A 20283-nucleotide genomic window follows, 5' to 3' on the forward strand; every position below is an offset into this window, starting at 1 on the left:
TGCGAAATACAATATAAAATTGAAAGGACACTATATTATTATGAAATACAATATGAATTTTGGTTGGAAATTTTTTTATGGCACTGCTGATGCAGGTGAAGATGACGGACCTACCATAATATTTGAGACACAACTACCTCGTAAATGGACCAAAACAGGTAGCTTTAATCTTTCTATGCCTCAATATAATGATAGCAACTGGCAAGATGTTCAGTTACCTCATGACTTTGTAATCGATCGCGGCGTATATACCAGTGATATTCCTTTTTCTACCGGTTCATTAGATACAGGCTTTGGTTGGTATCGCAAAACTTTCACTTTACCTCCAGACTCTCTTGGCAAACGTATATTTGTTACCTTTAATGGCATCTATCGCGACAGCCAGCTGTGGTGTAATGGCGATATCGTCAAAAGAGAACTGAGTGGCTTTAATAGTTACAGAACCGAAATTACCGAAACTGTGAATTATGATAAACCTTCCACTTTAGCAGTATTTTGTGATGCAACGGAACCAGAAGGTTGGTGGTATACTGGAGGAGGCATTTATCGCGATGCATTTTTAGAGATTGTTCCCCAGCTTTGCTTCGTGCCAAATGGAATTTATATCAAACAGAAAAATGTTGACTTAGCCACCAAAACAGCAGATTTTTCAGTACAAGTAGAAATTGATAGCCTAATAGAAGCTGAATTTACTTGTGCCATAGAATTTTTTGATGCCGAAAAATCTATTGCCACCACAAATTTTTCAGGTACTGCGACAGCCTGTAAAGTTGACTATTTCGAAATACCTATGTCAATATCCAATGCCATTTTATGGAGTGATAAAAATCCGCACCAATATACTGCAAAACTCACGCTCACTTCAATTGCTGGAACAGAAGTCTTCGAGCAAAAATTTGCCCCTAGAGTTTTTGAATACAATTCTGCAGAAGGAATGAAATTAAATGGTCAACCTATCTTTTTGAGAGGCGCCTGCGGTCATGATGATTTTGCCGGAGTTGGTGTTGCTTGTAATCGGTCTGTGCATGAATATAAAATTAACAAACTGATTGATATGGGTTGCAATGCGTATCGTTGCTCTCATAATCCACCAGATCCTGTATTCCTAGATATTTGCGATGAAAAAGGGATTATCGTTATGGATGAAATTCGTTGGCCTGCAGTATCCGAAGAAAGCATGAAACCATTTGTAGATATGATTCGTCGAGACAGAAATCACCCTTGCATATTTTCTTGGTCGCTATGCAACGAAGAAGCGGATCTCCTCGGCAAAGACAAAGGTGTACGAGTATTTAAACGCATGATTGCTACCGGAAAATTACATGATGATACTCGAGACTACTTGATGGCCATTAACGCAAGATACCGAAACCATATTTTGAATCACAAAGCAAAAGGATTAGACCTACCTCTAAATGGTGTAAATTACATGATGTTGCGTGATTTTGATGTATACACCAAATTGAAAGAGGAAAATCCAGAAGGCTGCTTTGTAAATACCGAATTAATAGGGCTTGCCACAGTTAGAATTGATAAATATATGCATAAAGCACCGATTGAACGAATTATCACCCAGGCCAAAAACGTTAGTGCAGTATGGCCAAATAAGGAAACTTATGGTAATTTAACTTGCTACGGTGATTGCTATCCTAGATGGGGACAAACTCCAGAAGAAGCATTAAAAGCATATGTTGGTCAATCTCATATGTGTGGATTATTTATGTGGACAGGCATAGATTATCGAGGCGAAACCTTCCCATATAGATTCCCTAACGTAATTTCTCCATTTGGCATCATAGATTATATTGGAATCTTCAAAGATTGGGCATACTATTTTAAAGCTCACTGGACCACAAAAAAATTTATTTGGCTAATGCCCTCTTCATGGGACTTAAAAGCTCTCGAAGGTGACATAATAAAGGTATATGCAATATCATCAATAAATGAAGCTGAACTTTTCTTAAACGGACAATCTTTAGGCAAAAAATCTAAACAAACTCTAGATAACTTTTTTTGGGAAGTGCCATACACTAAGGGTGAGCTCATTGCCATAGCATATGAAAATGATACCGAGGTCGCAAGGCATACTCTCAACACTTCTGCAAAAGAATATCAGTTAACTGCCACTTGTGCCAAATCCAATTTAATAGCTGACAATACTGATTGCGCTTTAATAGAAATTGGAGTTTGTGATAAATTAGGAAATTTTGTAAATGATAGTGATATTTTGGTAGACTTTGAGGTGATTGGAGAGGGCAAATTGCTAGGCCAAGGCAATGGCAATATTTCCAGCCTCGAACACGACAAAGTTCCTTATCGTAGATTATACGGCGGAAAAGCTTTAGCAATCGTTCAGAGCCTCGATCAACTCGGAAAAATTAAGTTGATTGTTTCGGCTGGCGGAGTCATTCCTGCTGAGATTGAATTTGATGTTATAGCATCAGATCAGCCAGAACTAGCTTTATAATAAAAACATAGGCAGGTTGAATTTATTTTTGGCTTGCCTACTATATCAGAAAGGAGTATAAAATATGTTTAAAGGTTTACAAACTTTATTTTTTATGGTCTATCACTTTATTATAAATACCAAAGATCGCAACAAATATCGCGTTGATAATCAGCAATTAGATGTTGAAACTCAAAAAATTTATTCTGAAAAAATTTATCGCATTATGCAGTCATTTTGCCGCGGAATGATCAAAGCATCTGGTTCCGAGATTGTTGTAATGGGCAAAGAAAACTTACCTACACAACGAGGTAATTTATATGTATCAAATCATAGAGGATTTTATGATCCAATGTCTATCGCGGCAGTGATAGATGACCCTTGCATATTTATCGGCAAAGATGAAGTAAAGAAAATGCCCATCATAAGCACTTGGTTTGATGTAATCGGAAGCATCTATATGATCCGCGACGATCCTCGCCAAGCATTAGAATCGATAAAAAAAGGCACCGCTGCGCTCAAAAATCATCAATCTCTAGTTATCTACCCAGAAGGCACTCGCAGCAAGACTGGACAACTCGGCGAATTTAAATCCGGAAGTTTTAAACTTGCATTTAATTCTGGAGCCACCATTATTCCTATTGCCATCAAAAACACAGAATGTATATTTGAAAATAATAAATTGCCTAATAAGATTAAATCTACCACAATTTATGTAAACATTGGAAAGCCTATCGAAGTAACACATTTATCAAGGCAAGAACAAAAACTTCTTCCAAAACAGGTTGAACAATACGTACAAGAATTATTTGACCAATTGCCATAGATAGTAATACATGGAATTGGCATCTTCGGTATAGCAGAACAAAATAATTTGTGATATACTACATGGGAAAAGGAGTGATTGATATGGAGGCACAACAAGTTGCAGTAGCTACAGCTGAGTCAGGAATGTCCGGTTGGCTAGTTGCTCTGATTTGGATAGTCGTAATAGGCGGAGTTCTTATTGGACTATATTTTTGGGGCAGAAAAATTCAAGGACGTTTTGACGAACAACAAGCCATGATAAACGAACATAAACAAGCAACACAAATTTTTGTTATTGATAAGAAAAAAGATAAATTAGAAAATATAAATCTTCCCAAAATGGTAAAAGAACAAATTCCTAAAAGGCAAGCCAAACGACAAATGCCTGTTGTAATCGCAAAAATTGGTCCCCAGATTATGACTTTGCTTTGTGATGAAAATATCTATAGCATACTCCCAGTAAAGAAAACCTGCAAAGTTGAACTTGCTGGAGTTTTGATTGTTAACGTATTAAGCGGTAAACTTCCTCAACCAGCAAAAACAGGTTTTAGACAAAAAATGTTAGTTAAAGCAAGTAAGCTACGCACTAAGTCTGTGGAGCTAAAAGATGCCGCCGCTAAATCTGATCAGGCAGCTAAAGATGCCAAAGCACAAAAAAAAGCTGAAAAACTCAAAAACAAAAATAATTAAACTTGGGCCTAGTAAATAATAACCACCGATCTGGTTATATTACATACTAGGCTTTTAATATATTTAAAAATAATTAGTTTAAAGGAGGTTCTTATGGCTAAAATAAAATATTATTATTATAATATAAAAAAGCGTTTTCTGAACCATGACGTAAGTCCTAGAAGTGCCCAAATGACTTATTATTGGATTTTAGCTATATTTCCATTTTTACTTATGATTATCAACCTAATTTCCTATGTCAAAATAGATTCTATCAACTTTATGGAGTATGTTCCAAAAGTGGTTCCTAGTATGGTTGCACCACTAGTTGAATCTACAGTTAATTCTATGATCGAAAAAAGATCTGGCACAGGAATCTTTGTTGGTGCAGTACTAGCACTGTGGTCAACTTCGGCTGCAGTGAATACACTAATTAAAGGAATTTACTTAGCTTATGGGGTAGTCGATAGTCGAAATTTTGTTGTTAGAAAACTTGCCGGTATGATGTATTCTTTGCTTCTAGCGTTCATACTAATTGCTATGGTTGTGCTTTTAATTTTTGGAAATAAACTAGGTCAATATATTTTAAAGTTATTTTTGGTACGATACCCTAAATCTTATACATTAATGTGGGACTTGACACGATTGTGTTTATCTTGGATATTACTCATTTCAAGCTCTTATTTTATTCACAGAGTTATTCCGCGACGACATATCAAAAATCGATATCTTTGGCCCGGCGTTTTTTTTACAGCTATTAGCTGGTATGTTTTTTCGTATTTATTTTCTATATATGTAGAACATTTTTCTAATTATGGCTCTATGTACGGCAGCATCGGCGGAATTTTTGTGTTGCTAATATGGCTATATACCAATGGTCTATTTATTTTAATTGGCGCAGAAATCAATGCTATTATTTTAATAAACAAAAATGTACCGTATMGAAAAATTCTYAACTCTAGTATACAGACTAAAATTTTTCAAAAATATTGAATTTATATCAAAGATATTATAAAATTATAATTGAAAGAAGGTGAATTTAATGCAATCTTCAGATAATGCAAAGCAACTAGAAGAACTAGAAAATGAACTCAATATGCAAAGAGGCATGGTCTGGCTCTTAGGAGAAGTTATGAAAACTGCTTATGAAACAACTACATTTGTAGAACTTATGGAATCTACAACTGATATGATCATGGGAGTTACAGGTGCTAGTAGTTGCTATTTGTGGGTTGATAAAAAGAACTACTTAAGAATTTTTGAACGCAATATAGACAATAATAACCATTTTAGATCATACGATATTCTCAAATCAAATTCTGTGATAAATAATCCCAAAGAAATTCATTTATACAACTCAGAAGAAATAACTCAAAATATTTCAGAACTTGGATGCTCTACCAAAATGCTTCCAAAATCTAGGCTATATGTTCCTCTCCTAGATTTTACTACTAGCAAATTATTAGGCGGAATCATTTTGGAACAATTTACTGCAGACTATTTCACGGCTAATAAGCAAACATTTTTTCAAACTCTCGGAGTATTCATTGCTATCAACATAAAAAAAGCCAATATTTTGGCTCTTGCCACCAGAGAATCTGAATTAGATCCTATGACCAAATTATATAATAGACGCAGTTTGGATAAACTATTTAATCTTGCAAAAGAAAATAATGATGATATTATTGTCGCAATTGTAGATATTGATTATTTCAAAAGTATAAATGATATTAAAGGTCATGACACAGGAGATGCGGTGATCAAATTTGTTGCCAAACTTTTATGCGGATATTTGGACCCCCTACGCGGAACGGTTGTGCGTTATGGCGGTGATGAGTTTGTGATAATAATTCCTGTACATTATCTCGATGCTGCCGCAGTACTAAATAATATCTTAGAGACTTATATTAATTCTGATTTTATTAAATCACTTAAGTTATTAACAAGTTTAACTATTGGGATGTCGGTTTCTGCCTCAAATTTAAATATACAAAATTTAATTAGCATAGCCGACGAAGCTCTATTAGAAGGCAAACGCTTAGGTAAAAATGTAGTAATATTAAACAATCACGGCTCTTTTTCTAAAGTTTAATATATGTTGAGGATTCCGAGTTAGGAGTACTTGTTTCTAATTCATTTCCTCAGAAAGGAGAGTTTTATGACCAAAATAAATTTATTAGACATAGGTGGCTTTAAAATTGGACATGCAGACAATACAGCATCAGCAACTGGCTGTACAGTTTTCTTGCCTCACATATTCGCTCCATGTGGAGTTGATGTACGCGGTGGTGGTCCCGCATCACGCGAAATTCATTTACTAGATTCTCAGATGGCTGCATCTGGCTTACACGCAATTTTACTTTCGGGAGGCTCCGCATTCTCTCTCGAAGCTGCCACTGGTGTTATGGAATATTTAGAACAACGTGGAATCGGCTTCGACACCGGCATAGCAAAGGTGCCATTAGTCTGCCAGAGTGCATTGTTCGATTTGGGTGTTGCTTGTGCCAATATACGTCCCACCAAAGCTATGGCTTATGCTGCTTGCGAAAATGCTTCTGCAACTAATTTGGCTCTCGGAAATGTTGGTGCCGGCATAGGATGTACTGTTGGCAAAATTTTAGGAATGGATTTTGCTATGAAAACAGGCATCGGTGCTTATGCCAYACAGGTTGGCAACATAAAAATCGGAGCATTGGTCGCTCTAAATGCTTTGGGTGACATATTCGATGCCGCTGGTACTCAGGTCGCTGGCGTTCTTTCTGCAGATAAAAAGTCAATGCGTAATTCTGAACAAATTTTATATGCAATGCAAGAGACAGCCGCCGTTGCTACAAACACCACATTAGCCATTGTTATTATGAATTGCAAATTTACAAAGTCGGAGCTCAATAAAATTGCTTCTATGGCACAAAATGGCTATGCCAGAGCAATTACCCCTATCCATACTATGGCCGATGGAGATACAATATATACTACCAGCGTTGGCAACGAAACAGCAGATCTAAATGTAATTGGCACGCTCGCGGCCACTGTTGTTCAAAAAGCTGTTATCAATGCCGCTCTAACCGCAACTGGTGCATATGGATTTGTCAGCTACAATGACCTACAAAATTAGCATGAAGGGAATTTTATTATGATCGAATTATCAAAATATAAAGATGAATATAAAATGTTTCCGTTATCAGCAGAAATTCTTGCTGACACAACAACCCCCATCAACATCTTACGAAAACTTAATGAAATTAGCGATAACTTTTACTTGCTAGAGAGTGTCGAAAACTCTGAAAGCCTCGGCAGATACTCCTTTTTAGGATTCGAGCCTAGCTTAAATATCAAATATAAAAACGGCATCACCACTATCACCAGCAGCGAAATCATTTCAACTTCTACCGAAGATCCCATTACTATTTTAAGGAAGTATATAAACAAGTACAAATCTCCAAAATTGCCCGAATTACCTCCGTTTACAGGCGGCTTTATTGGCTATATGGCATACGAAATGATTGCTTATGCCGAGCCAAAGCTAACCTTGCCTCTCAATCATGACAACGATTTCGAATTTCAATTCTTTGACAAGGTGATTGCCTTCGATAACTTAAAGAAAAAAATTATTGTAATAGTAAATATGAAACTTGATAATATCGCAAAACAATATAAAAAAGCTAGACTAGAGATTGCCAAAATTATAAGCTTGATTCAAAGCACCGAAGCGCCCGAAAAAATTCCATATCCCAAAACAGTATCGTTTAATTGCACTACCAGTAAAACTAAATTTTTCGATATGGTTAAACGTGCAAAACAGTATATTACAGATGGAGATATTTTCCAGGTCGTCTTGTCGCGCAAATTTGAAGCCGACTTTAGTGGCAGTTTAATCGATGCCTACAGAATGCTCCGAGTCAATAATCCTTCGCCATATATGTATTTTATCAAAAGCGATGCCTTAGAAATATGTGGCACTTCTCCAGAAACGCTAGTTAAAGTTGTCGACCGAAAAATTACTACTTTTCCTGTGGCAGGCACCCGACCGCGCGGTAAAACTCCAGAAGAGGATGCCGAGCTTGAGCGCTCCTTGCTTGCAGATGAAAAAGAGCTTGCAGAACACAATATGCTAGTCGACTTAGCACGCAATGATATTGGCCGCGTTGCTGCATTTGGAACTGTTGAAGTAGAAGAATATTTGCAAATTCATAGATATTCCAAGGTTATGCACATCGCCTCGATTGTTTCTGGAACACTCAAAAAATCTTTTGACGCGTTTCATGCCATAAACTCTCTTTTACCTGCAGGCACATTATCTGGTGCTCCCAAATTTAGAGCTTGCGAAATCATTGCCGAACTAGAGGAATGCTCTCGCGGAATTTATGGTGGCGCCATTGGATACATCGATCTATCTGGCAACTTGGACATGTGCATCGCAATTCGAACCGCTATCAGTGAYGGACAAAAAGTATATGTACAAGCAGGTGCGGGAATCGTTTACGACAGTATTGCCCACAACGAATATCAAGAATGTCGCAACAAAGCMAGTGCCGTAATGCAAGCCGTAGAAAATGCCTACAATATAGATCAGTTTTAGGAGGTTGCCATGATTTTAATAATCGATAATTACGATAGTTTTACCTACAATTTAGTACAAATGTTTGGAAAATATGACGACAACATTTTAGTTAAACGAAATGACGATATAACAATAGACGAAATCGTTGAATTAAATCCCAGTCATATTGTCTTRTCTCCAGGCCCTGGCAAACCTGCAGATGCGGGGATTTGCGAAGCCCTAGTACAAGCTGCAACTGTTGCTTATCCTAACATTTCCAACACTCCTATATTGGGTGTATGTCTTGGGCACCAAGCRATTTGCGAAGCCTTAGGAGGMGATGTAACTTATGCTCCCGAATTAATGCACGGAAAGTCGAGCATAATAAATGTTAATAATGACAACAAGCTATTTAAAAATTTGCCTTCGAAAATCAAAGTTGGACGATACCATTCTCTAATTGGTACAAATTTACCCGAATGTTTGCACGTCATTGCCACTGCTAATGATAATGAAGTGATGGCTGTCAAACATGTAAATTATGAGATATACGGTCTACAATTTCATCCTGAATCAATTTTGACTATAGATGGAGATGCCATGATCCAAAATTTTTTAGACACACAGACTTTAAATAAATAAATTTTAGGAGTATATATTATGATCGATCAAGCAATACGAAAACTTTTGAACGGCCAAAATTTACATGCAGACCTTGCCACTGCCGCAATGACGGATATAATGACAGGCAAAGTTGATGAAGTTAAAATAGCAACATTTCTCACTGCGCTTCGCATCAAAGGTGAAACTTCTGAAGAAATCACCGCCTTTGCAAGAATTCTCAGAAATCGAGCACTTAAAGTACCCACCGATTCTGATGTGCTTGATATTGTTGGCACCGGTGGCGATAACACCAACACATTTAATATTTCTACGACTACAGCATTGGTAGCAGCTGCCTGTGGTGYCCGAGTTGCAAARCATGGCAATCGCAGTGTTTCCAGCAAAAGCGGTTCTGCAGATGTTTTGGAGGCACTCGGTGTCAATATCAATCTCGCGGAAGATGCACACAAAGTTCTTATGAACACTGGCATCACATTTATGTTTGCACCATTATTTCATTCATCTATGAAACATGTGGCTTCCGCTCGCAAAAAAATGGGGATTCGCACCGTTTTTAATATACTCGGACCTCTCATTAACCCCGCATTCGCTTCTTTTCAAGTAATGGGTGTATACGACGAAAAGCTGGTTGTTCCTCTTGCAGAAGTGCTCAACAATTTAGGCATCAAGCGCGCACTAGTCATTCATGGCAAAGATGGTCTCGACGAAGCCACACTCACAGATCTCACCTATGTTTGCGAAATAAAGAATAACAATCTCACATCATACTATTTGGACCCACGTGACTTTGGCTTTAATTTTTGCGAAATGGCTGATTTAGTGGGGGGCGATGCAACAGAAAATGCTCAAATCACTAGAGACATTCTTGCGGGAATCGAACGAGGTCCAAAACGCGACGTTGTCATACTCAATACTGCACTTGCACTTTATGTTGCACTTGATATTAGCATTGCTGCAGGCGTAGAACTTGCTACTGCAGCGATTGATAACGGGCAAGCTATTGAAAAATTGAACGAACTAATTAAAATGAGTAACGGGAGGGTATAGATAATGATTTTAGATAAAATTTTGCAAGCCACAAAACTTAGGGTTGATGCCGAAAAATTAAAAACTCCCGAGTCAACGGTTCGCGAATTAGCCGCTGCCGCTCCAGCCAAACCCAGTTTTAAAGCAGCAATCTCCAATATGGATGCTATCAATTTCATTTGTGAAGTGAAAAAAGCTTCCCCATCCAAAGGAATTATGGTCGCTGATTTCGATTATAAACAAATAGCAATCGACTATGAAATCGCAGGTGCAGCAGCCATATCGGTGCTTACAGAACCCGAATTTTTTTTAGGCAGCTCCCAATATTTGGCTCAAATAAGCAAAATCGTAAAAATTCCTCTGTTAAAGAAAGATTTTATAATTGATCCATATCAAATTTATCAGGCAAAAGTTGATGGTGCTAGTGCAGTATTGCTCATCTGCTCAGCACTTGACGATGCCGCGCTTGCAGAATATCTTGCTATTGCAAAGTCTTTACAACTAGATGCCTTAGTTGAAACTCATGATGCAACAGAAGTTTCGCGAGCCTTGGCTGCCGGCGCAGAGATTATAGGTGTCAACAATCGAGATCTAAAAACTTTCAATGTAGATATCAACACCTCCGTTGCATTGCGCGCATTGGTCCCAGCAGATATAATTTTTGTAGCTGAGAGCGGCATTCGCACCCGCACTGATGTTGAAATATTAGAAGCTGCTCATGTCAATGCCGTATTGATTGGYGAAACTTTAGTCAAGCAAACCGATAAAACACGTATCTTAAACGAATTGAAGGGTTGCCATGAAAATTAAAATTTGTGGAATTACATCTACCCAAGACCTCCGAGCTATCAATGAATTTAAACCTGATTATATCGGATTTATCTTTGCACCTAGCAAGAGACGAATTRCTCTGGCAGATGCAGTCACCATAAAGGCCGAGCTCGCAGCAGATGTTGCAACCGTTGGAGTTTTTGTCAATGCAGACCTAGACTTCGTTGCTGCTGCAGCAGACTCTGCAATCGACTTTATCCAACTTCATGGCGACGAAACTTCAGAATATATTAACAGCTTAAAATCTTTGACAGATAAACCCATTATTAAGGCRGTACGAGTAAAAAGCACCGCGCAAATCCTTGCCGCCGATGAGTTATCATGCGACTATTTACTATTAGATACATTTCATGAAAATAGCTATGGTGGCGTTGGCAAAACGTTTGACTATACCCTAATTCCAGCAACGAAGCACAAGATTTTTTTGGCTGGAGGTTTAAACATCAACAACATTGATTCAGCCATTTCGGCGAACCCATTTGCACTTGATATAAACTCTGGCGTCGAAATCGATGGCGTCAAAAATTATGATAAAATAAAAAATATAATATTACATTGTAGGCACACACTTGCTGCAGCAAAAAAGGAGAAATAATATGAGTAGATATGGTAATTTTGGAGGGCAATTTATTCCAGAAACCTTGATGAGCGCACTAGATGAGTTAGAGAAGGCATATAACCATTATAAGGATGATCCGCAATTTTGCAAAGAGCTACAGTATCTATCAAAGCATTATGCCAACAGACCTTCGTCTCTATATTTTGCAGAAAGGATGACAAAAGATCTTGGCGGTCCCAAAATTTATTTAAAGCGTGAAGATTTAAATCATACTGGTTCACATAAAATCAACAATGTTATCGGACAAATGTTACTTGCAAAGAAGATGGGTAAAACTCGTGTCATTGCAGAAACTGGTGCAGGTCAGCATGGAGTTGCCACTGCCACAGTAGCAGCACTTATGGGCATGGAATGCGAAATATTTATGGGTAAAGAAGATACGCAAAGGCAAGCACTCAACGTTTTTCGAATGGAACTATTAGGAGCTACTGTTCACCCGGTAACCAGCGGCACCCAAACTCTCAAAGATGCTGTCAACGAAACGCTTCGAGAGTGGGTTTCTAGAATTGCGGACACTCACTATGTAATGGGATCAGTTGTTGGACCACATCCTTTTCCGCTAATCGTGCGAGATTTTCAAAAAGTTATCGGAGAAGAAATCAAGTCACAAATTTTTGAAGCCGAGGGGAGACTGCCCAATGCTGTTGTTGCCTGTGTCGGAGGTGGGAGCAATGCTATCGGAACGTTTTATACATTTATCGACGATGCCAACGTTAAGCTTTTTGCCGCGGAAGCTGCAGGAGAAGGTATCCACACCCCATTTCACGCCGCATCTGTAAATAAAGGTTCTGTCGGAATATTTCATGGAATGAAGACGTTCTTTTGCCAAGATAATTATGGACAGATTGCACCTGTACACTCGATTTCTGCAGGACTAGACTACCCAGGAATTGGTCCAGAGCATGCGCATCTACACGATTTGGGCCGCGCAACCTACGTGCCTATATCAGACGACGAATCTGTTGCCGCATTTTACTATTTATCCAAAATGGAGGGCGTGATTCCTGCAATAGAAAGTGCTCACGCCGTTGCTTTAGCCATACARATCGCAAAGGACATGACCCACGAAGATATCATAGTAATCACAATTTCTGGACGTGGCGACAAAGATGTTGCCATGGTTGCAAAATATCAAGGCATAAACTTGGAGGAATAAATTATGAAAAATTTTAACTTTGCCACAAAGGCTTTCATTCCATTTATAACAGCTGGAGACCCTGACCTTGCCACATCGCGAGAGCTCATTCTCAGAATGCAAAAAGCTGGTGCRGACCTAATCGAAATCGGACTTCCGTTCTCTGATCCTGTTGCAGAAGGACCTATTATTCAAAGAGCCACAATGCGTGCCCTAGCAAATGGAGTTACAACCGATGCTATTTTCGATATGCTACGAAGCATCAAATCCGAAGTTACCGTTCCGCTTGCAATTATGACGTATATCAATCCAATTTTTACCTATGGTGCTGCTAAGTTTATGGAACAATGTAACGAAACCGGAGTCTGTGCAATAATCGTACCCGATCTGCCATATGAAGAGAAACATGAAATATACGAAGAGTGCGCTGCTCATAACATCAAATTAATTTCGCTGATCGCCTTAACATCAGAAGCTCGGCTTGCCAAAATTGCCAAAGAGGCAGAAGGCTTTTTGTATTGCGTTTCTTCATTAGGCGTAACAGGCGTTCGCGATACACTAACAACCGACATTGGAGCAATCATTTCAAAAGTTAAACAAATTACCGATGTTCCTTGCATGATTGGATTTGGCATTTCGACACCACAGCAAGCGAAACAAATGAGCGAAATCTCAGACGGAGTTATTGTCGGTAGTGCAATCGTAAAAATTATAGAAGAACATGGTATAAATTCACCTGATTATGTGGAAGAATATGTTAGAGTAATGAAAAATGCTATCAAATAACATATTTTTACTTCTCAAAATTTTATATAAAAGGAGTTATTTACTATGATTCGTGCATTCAAAACTAATGTTTGTAGAAATTATGAGATACTAAGCAACACATTTTGGAATTATGTACCAAATGAAGGAGAACATAAAGGCAAGAACTATCAAATTTATGTTCCTTCTTGTTTAGAAAAACATCCCGACTTTTTGAATTATAGAGGCAGCGGCACTTTTTACAAAAAATTTTATGCTGGTGGCAGTATCAGACTTGTTTTTAAAGGTGTTAGCCACACTGCCAGAGTTTATATTGACGACCAATTTGTCACCTTCCACTACAACGCATATACTCCTTTTGAAGTTGTTATCAAAGATCTCGACGAAGGCAACCACATATTAAAAGTAGAAGTTGATAATAGCTTCAACTCAGATTCTGTTCTTCATAAAGAAAACGACTATATGACCTATGGTGGCATCACACGCGGCGTTGTTATTGAACGACTGCAGAGTTTGTATATTAGAAAYTTGTATTTTACCCCTGTGAAAAAAGGCGATCTTTGGACTGCTAAAATTCGTGTAATTGTAGAAAATGTTTCTGACCAAGACATCCTTGGAAATATCGATTTTATGCTAGAAACTATTCTTGGCGGGTTTGGCTCCGAATCAACCGTATTTCTCAAAAATTCTTTAACCGAGCTAGAAAATGAATTTGAGTTCCCTAATGTTTTRCCTTGGGATATGGAATCGCCAAATTTATACCTGCTCAAAACTTGGATCATTGTCGACAAAGAAATTCACGATGATTTAATCGAAACAGTCGGGTTTAGAGAAATTACATTAGATGGCAACCAAATTTTATTGAATGGCAAACGCATCAGAATTAAGGGATTTAATCGCCACGAAGATCATCCAGAATTTGGCTGCTCTTTGCCTTATGCTTCAATGGTTCATGATATCGAGCAAATTAAGGACATGGGTGCAAATGCCATTAGAACTTCGCATTATCCAAATGATGAATTATTCCTTGACTTGTGTGATGAAGCCGGAATTTTGGTCTGGGAAGAGGCTCACGCACGTGGCTTTAAGGAAGAGGATATGGACAGTCCCAATTTTATGCCTCAATCTATTTCTTGCATCAACGAGATGGTCGACTGCCACTACAATCACCCTAGCATTTTCATTTGGGGAGTCCTCAACGAATGCATCAGCCAAAAAGAACCTTATGCTAGCTATCACAAAATACAGCTCGAGCAACTGCAAATTTTGGATCCATCTCGTCCAAATACTTTTGCAAGCAACAAACACTACAAAGACATCTGTTTTGCCTATCCTACAGTAGTTTCAAATAATATGTATCCTCTATGGTATCTTCCTGGAGATGTTGCAGAAGTTTTGCAAAAGCACATTAACTATGCCAACGATACTGCCGGAAAAGTTAAACCATTTATCGTAAGCGAGATCGGCTGCGGTGCCATTTATGGATATCGCCAGCGTTCTAAAGAAAAGTGGTCCGAAGAGGGACAAGCAGACATCATTGCTAAACAAATTACGCCGATGCTAGAAAATGCGGCTTGCACCGGAGTATTTATATGGCAATACTGCGACTGTCAAGTGAGTGCTGGTTGGTTTAAAGAACGCGGAAGGCTTCATAATAACAAAGGGATTGTTGATGAATATAGACGCCCAAAACTTGCTTACGATGTTGTAAAAAATATTTTTAACCAATACGGTAATTATTTTGAATAACTCCGCAAATCATGATAAATAAATATAAATATTTGCAAAAATTATATAGAAGTTAGACTATGTCCCTTTTTGCCACRCTGTTGTTCACAATCTACCTTTATAACTTATAAAGGTTTGCAAATTTATAAATTCTGATATTCGATACTAGTTTGTTGTAAAATATTGTGTAATTTTGAATTAAAAAAAATTCCTCAAACTCCTTGATTATTTTGGATAACTTATGCTATGCTAATTAAGGTTTAAATTTTTACTGCAATTCACCCAATTGCGGTAGAAGAACATCATCAATTAATTTTAATTTTTTAAGGAGGATTTTTTAAATGGCAGTAAAAGTAGCAATTAATGGTTTTGGAAGAATTGGTAGACTTGCGTTTAGACAAATGTTCGGTGCGGAAGGATATGAAGTAGTTGCAATCAACGACTTAACAGATCCTAAAATGCTTGCTCATTTATTAAAGTATGACACTGCTCAAGGCAGATACAACTTAGCAGATAAAGTTAGCGCTAAAGCAGATTCTATCGTTGTTGACGGCAACGAAATCAAAATTTATGCTGAAAGAGATGCTAAAAACCTCCCTTGGGGTAAACTTGGTGTAGACGTTGTACTTGAATGTACTGGCTTTTATACTTCAAAAGCAAAATCTCAAGCTCATATCGATGCAGGAGCTAAAAAAGTTATTATTTCTGCTCCAGCCGGTGATGACCTTCCAACAATTGTATTTGGAGTTAACGAAGGCACATTAAAAACAACTGATACAATTATTTCTGCAGCTTCTTGTACTACAAATTGTCTAGCTCCTATGGCAAAAACTCTTAACGACTTAGCTCCTATCAAAAAAGGTTTCATGACTACTATTCACGCTCTTACAGGTGATCAAATGACTCTTGATGGACCTCATCCAAAAGGCGATCTAAGACGTGCTAGAGCTGCCGCGTTTAACATTGTTCCAAACTCAACTGGTGCTGCAAAAGCAATCGGCTTGGTTATTCCTGAACTTAATAAAAAACTCGACGGAGCTGCTCAAAGAGTTCCTGTAGCTACTGGTTCACTAACCGAACTTGTTGCTGTAGTTGAGAAAAAAGTTACTGCAGATGAAATTAATAAAGCTATGAAAGCAAACGAAACACCTTCATTTGGTTATGCTGATGAAGAATTAGTATCTAGTGACATCGTTGGAATCACTTGTGGTTCACTATTTGATTCTACTCAAACCAAAGTACAAGAATTATGCGACAACGCTTCTCTTGTAAAAGTTGTTTCTTGGTATGATAATGAAAATTCTTATACTAGCAACATGGTTAGAACTATCAAATACTTCGCAGAATTAAAATAATTGGTCCTAAAAAGGGTCCGGTCCTTTGGGGCTGGATCTTTTTCGTCATCTAAATACCAATCAATACCTAATCAAAGGAGAATGACATGAAAAAATCGGTTGACAATTTAAAAGATATCAAAGGTAAAAAAGTATTAGTACGTTGTGACTTTAATGTTCCTCTAAAAGAAGGTGTAATCCAAAACGAAAACCGTATACTTGGTGCCCTTCCAACTATTAAAAAACTTATTGATGGCGGTGCCAAAATTATTTTATGCTCTCACTTAGGAAAACCAAAGGGTACTGTAAAGCCAGAGCTTACACTAGAACCTGTTGCTGTTAGTCTTTCGAAACACTTAGGAGTTCCTGTTAAGTTTGCTGACGACCCTACCGTTACTGGTGAAATTGCACAGGCTATGGCAAAAGATTTAAAAGACGGCGAAGTAATGCTTCTTCAAAATACTAGATTTAGACCAGAAGAGGAAAAATATTCCAAAGATCCAGAAGCTGCGAAGGGTTTTGCAAAAGAACTTGCGGCACTTTGTGACGATGAAATTTCTGTTAACGATGCATTTGGTACTGCTCACAGAGCTCACTGTTCAAATGTTGGTGTCACTCAATATTGCAAACAAAATGTCGTTGGATACCTAATGGAAAATGAAATCAAATTTTTAGGTGGAGCAGTTGAAAAGCCTGTTCGTCCTTTTGTTGCTATTCTTGGCGGAGCAAAGGTTTCTGATAAAATTGGTGTAATCAATAATCTTTTGGATAAGGTGGATACATTAATTATCGGTGGCGGTATGGCATACACATTTATGAAAGCTCAAGGCAAGCCTGTTGGCAACTCTCTTTTAGAGGCTGACAAAGTTGAATATGCTGGTGAAATGCTACAAAAAGCCAAAGACAAAGGCGTAAATTTACTTCTTCCTGTTGATACAGTTGTCGGAAAAGAATTCAAAAATGATACTGAATTTAAAGTTGTAGAAGAAATTCCTGATGGATGGGCTGGATACGATATTGGACCAAAATCTATAGCGATCTTCCAAAAAGCTCTTGAAGGTGCTAAGACTGTTGTTTGGAAYGGRCCTATGGGTGTATTCGAATTTGAAAACTTTAACAAAGGTACCCTTGCCGTTGGTGAATCACTTGCAAAACTCGTTGATGCTATCACCGTTGTTGGAGGTGGCGACTCTGTRAGTGCCGTTAACCTTTTAGGTCTTGCTGATAAAATGACACACATTTCTACTGGTGGCGGAGCAAGCCTTGAGTATTTAGAAGGAAAAGTACTTCCTGGCGTGGCAGCAGCAGATGATATGTAATAATTCTTTCCCCTTTCGTGGGGGACAGAGATCTCAATTAAAATAAATTTATTGGAGGATGTTATGCGTAAAAAGATTATTGCTGGTAACTGGAAGATGAATAAAACCCCTAAGGAGGCAGTAGAGCTTGTCAACTTATTAAAAGATAAAGTTAATACCGATGCTGTAGATGTAATATTTTGCCCAACTTTCGTTTGCCTAGATGCTGTACTTAAAGCAACGGCAGGTACAAACATAGCCGTTGGTGCTCAAAATATGTATTTCGAAGAAAACGGTGCATACACTGGAGAAATTGCTCCTGATATGCTTGTAGAAATGGGTGTAAAATACGTAATTATCGGCCACTCCGAAAGAAGACAATACTTTGCCGAAACAGATGAATCYGTAAATAAAAAAGTTCTTGCCGCAATTAAGCATAATCTTATTCCTATAATTTGTGTTGGAGAAAGTCTTGAACAAAGAGAACAAGGAATTACCGTAGATCTTGTTAGACTTCAAACTAAAATTGCTTTAAAAGATGTCTGCGCCGAAGCGGCCAAAAAAGTTATTATCGCTTATGAACCTATTTGGGCAATCGGAACTGGCAAAACTGCAACTAACGCAGAAGCCGAAGAAGTCTGCAAAGCAATAAGAGACGTGGTTGGAGAAATTTATAGCGACAAAGTTGCAGATGAAATTCGCATCCAATACGGCGGTTCTGTAAATGCTGGAAACGCAAACGAGTTATTTAATATGGGTAACATTGATGGCGGACTTGTTGGTGGCGCTAGCCTAAAAGCTGACTTTKCTGATATTGTCAATTATTAGTTAGTAGTAAGTAGTGATTAGTGAATGATTACTAATCACTATTTTAGTGTATAATCGAAAGGAATGAGAGCTTTTATGGCAACACTATTATTAATTTTAGATGGCTTTGGTTTAAATCAAGCAACAGAAGGAAATGCTGTTAAACTTGGAAAAACTCCTTATATTGATCAACTAATGGAATCTTGTCCACATACTTCAATTGCTGCTAGCGGTTTGGAGGTTGGGTTACCTGCTGGACAAATGGGCAACTCCGAAGTTGGACACCTAAACATCGGCGCCGGACGAATTGTATATCAAGAACTTACTCGCATCACCAAAGCAATAGAAGATGGTACTATCCTAGAAAATCCCGCACTCAAAGGCGCGATGGAAAAAGCTCGTGACGAAGGCAAGGCAGTACATCTAATGGGACTTTTATCAGATGGCGGTGTGCACAGTCATAACACGCATCTATATGGTCTTATAGAAATGGCAAAGAACCTGGGAGTTACAGAACTTTATGTTCACGCCTTTATGGACGGAAGAGATGTGGCTCCAGACTCTGGAAAAGATTTTGTAGACCAACTTCAAGCTAAATTACGCGAAATCGGCCTTGGAAAAATTGCTAGTATTTCCGGAAGATATTATGCAATGGATCGAGACAATCGTTGGGAAAGAGTTGAAGTGGCGTACAATGCACTTTGCAAAGGTGAAGGCAATACGAGTGAAAATGTTTCCACTATAATGCAAAAATCTTATGATGAAAATATACTCGATGAATTTGTGGTACCTACTGTAGTCACCAAAAGTGGTCACGCTATAGGCAAAATTAAAAAGGGTGACTCTGTAATTTTCTTCAACTTTAGACCAGACCGTGCCAGAGAAATCACTAGAGCCATTGTTGATAAAGAATTTACTGGGTTTAATCGCAACTTAATTCCTGTCACTTTTGTTGCCCTTACTCAATATGACATCACCATTGTTGATAAAGAAGTTGCATTTACTCCAGAAATCTTAACAAATACTTTAGGTGAATACCTTGCGCACTTAGGCAAAAAACAACTCCGTATTGCCGAAACAGAAAAGTATGCTCACGTCACATTTTTCTTTAATGGAGGAATAGAAGAGCCCAACGAAAACGAAGAACGCATTCTTATACCATCTCCAAAAGTTGCAACATATGATCTTCAACCAGAAATGAGTATCTACGAAGTTGCAGATAAACTTACCGAAGCAATCGAAAGCAAAAAATATGATGTGATCATTGCAAACTATGCAAACAGCGATATGGTTGGACATACCGGCAGCATGGACGCMGCTATGGCAGCTGTGGAGGCAGTCGATAAATCGGTAGAACAAGTTATTAAAGCAATARAAGCCACAGGGGGATCCGCTCTTATAACTGCTGACCACGGAAAYGCAGACCAAATGATCGATCCCGAAACCGGAGGGCCTTTCACAGCTCATACCACAAACCCTGTTCCTCTTATTCTTGTCAACTATCCGKGTGTAACCAAATTAAAAGACGGCGGAAAACTTGCAGATCTTGCGCCAACTTTATTAGATATGATGGGGCTAGACAAACCAGCAGAAATGGATGGCAACTCTCTATTAATTAAATAATACAATGTAGCTGCTATACTTTTTAATGAGT

At 38.1% G+C, this 20283-nt stretch carries 18 protein-coding genes; all 18 read left to right on the forward strand.

Translation table 11 applies throughout. The annotated features are described in order from the left end of the window. Positions 1-40: 40 nt before the first annotated feature. The 18 genes from EPU_RS04720 to gpmI all read left to right on the forward strand — a co-directional run bounded on the left by EPU_RS04720 (position 41) and on the right by gpmI (position 20252). Positions 41-2467, forward strand: coding sequence for a glycoside hydrolase family 2 protein (locus tag EPU_RS04720; RefSeq protein ID WP_010167218.1), 2427 nt, complete (start codon positions 41-43; stop codon positions 2465-2467). Between the two features lie 64 nt (positions 2468-2531). After that, positions 2532-3272, forward strand: a complete 741-nt coding sequence (locus tag EPU_RS04725) for a lysophospholipid acyltransferase family protein (protein ID WP_010167220.1) — start codon at positions 2532-2534, stop codon at positions 3270-3272. An 83-nt stretch (positions 3273-3355) separates the two neighbouring features. Then, positions 3356-3943: a hypothetical protein gene (locus EPU_RS12665; RefSeq protein ID WP_010167222.1), complete on the forward strand. Its 588-nt coding sequence runs from the start codon at positions 3356-3358 to the stop codon at positions 3941-3943. Positions 3944-4036: 93 nt separating this feature from the next. Further along, on the forward strand, positions 4037-4915 hold the full coding sequence (locus EPU_RS04735) for a YihY/virulence factor BrkB family protein (RefSeq protein WP_029488033.1): 879 nt from the start codon (positions 4037-4039) through the stop codon (positions 4913-4915). 49 nt (positions 4916-4964) lie between these two features. Beyond that, on the forward strand, positions 4965-6014 hold the full coding sequence (locus EPU_RS04740; RefSeq protein WP_010167225.1) for a GGDEF domain-containing protein: 1050 nt from the start codon (positions 4965-4967) through the stop codon (positions 6012-6014). Positions 6015-6080: 66 nt separating this feature from the next. Then, positions 6081-7037 (forward strand): P1 family peptidase, encoded by a 957-nt coding sequence (locus EPU_RS04745; RefSeq protein ID WP_010167226.1) that lies wholly within the window; start codon positions 6081-6083, stop codon positions 7035-7037. Positions 7038-7055: 18 nt separating this feature from the next. Beyond that, the gene (gene trpE / locus EPU_RS04750; RefSeq protein WP_029488034.1) at positions 7056-8501 is read left to right on the forward strand and encodes an anthranilate synthase component I; all 1446 of its coding nucleotides are present in this window, start codon (positions 7056-7058) and stop codon (positions 8499-8501) included. Between the two features lie 9 nt (positions 8502-8510). Beyond that, on the forward strand, positions 8511-9104 hold the full coding sequence (locus tag EPU_RS04755; RefSeq protein ID WP_029488035.1) for an anthranilate synthase component II: 594 nt from the start codon (positions 8511-8513) through the stop codon (positions 9102-9104). A gap of 18 nt (positions 9105-9122) precedes the next feature. Continuing rightward, positions 9123-10133, forward strand: a complete 1011-nt coding sequence (gene trpD, locus EPU_RS04760; RefSeq protein ID WP_029488036.1) for an anthranilate phosphoribosyltransferase — start codon at positions 9123-9125, stop codon at positions 10131-10133. 3 nt (positions 10134-10136) lie between these two features. After that, positions 10137-10922 (forward strand): indole-3-glycerol phosphate synthase TrpC, encoded by a 786-nt coding sequence (trpC, locus tag EPU_RS04765; RefSeq protein WP_010167231.1) that lies wholly within the window; start codon positions 10137-10139, stop codon positions 10920-10922. After that, the gene (locus tag EPU_RS11570; RefSeq protein WP_010167233.1) at positions 10912-11538 is read left to right on the forward strand and encodes a phosphoribosylanthranilate isomerase; all 627 of its coding nucleotides are present in this window, start codon (positions 10912-10914) and stop codon (positions 11536-11538) included. Before trpC ends, EPU_RS11570 begins: the two co-directional genes overlap by 11 nt. 1 nt (position 11539) lies before the next feature. Continuing rightward, complete coding sequence (gene trpB / locus EPU_RS04775; RefSeq protein WP_029488037.1) at positions 11540-12718, forward strand: tryptophan synthase subunit beta; 1179 nt, start codon at positions 11540-11542, stop codon at positions 12716-12718. Positions 12719-12721: 3 nt separating this feature from the next. Continuing rightward, the gene (gene trpA, locus EPU_RS04780) at positions 12722-13483 is read left to right on the forward strand and encodes a tryptophan synthase subunit alpha (protein ID WP_010167238.1); all 762 of its coding nucleotides are present in this window, start codon (positions 12722-12724) and stop codon (positions 13481-13483) included. Positions 13484-13528: 45 nt separating this feature from the next. Next, entirely contained in the window at positions 13529-15211 is a 1683-nt protein-coding gene (locus tag EPU_RS04785; protein WP_029488038.1) for a glycoside hydrolase family 2 protein, read from the forward strand. Positions 15212-15531: 320 nt separating this feature from the next. Then, positions 15532-16545: a type I glyceraldehyde-3-phosphate dehydrogenase gene (gene gap / locus EPU_RS04790; RefSeq protein WP_010167242.1), complete on the forward strand. Its 1014-nt coding sequence runs from the start codon at positions 15532-15534 to the stop codon at positions 16543-16545. 86 nt (positions 16546-16631) lie between these two features. After that, positions 16632-17843 (forward strand): phosphoglycerate kinase, encoded by a 1212-nt coding sequence (locus tag EPU_RS04795; RefSeq protein ID WP_029488041.1) that lies wholly within the window; start codon positions 16632-16634, stop codon positions 17841-17843. A 63-nt stretch (positions 17844-17906) separates the two neighbouring features. Beyond that, positions 17907-18650 (forward strand): triose-phosphate isomerase, encoded by a 744-nt coding sequence (gene tpiA, locus EPU_RS04800; RefSeq protein WP_010167245.1) that lies wholly within the window; start codon positions 17907-17909, stop codon positions 18648-18650. 75 nt (positions 18651-18725) lie between these two features. Next, complete coding sequence (gene gpmI, locus EPU_RS04805; protein WP_029488042.1) at positions 18726-20252, forward strand: 2,3-bisphosphoglycerate-independent phosphoglycerate mutase; 1527 nt, start codon at positions 18726-18728, stop codon at positions 20250-20252. Positions 20253-20283 lie beyond the last annotated feature (31 nt).

Source organism: Candidatus Epulonipiscium viviparus (assembly GCF_000171335.1).
GTDB lineage: Bacteria > Bacillota > Clostridia > Lachnospirales > Cellulosilyticaceae > Epulonipiscioides > Epulonipiscioides viviparus.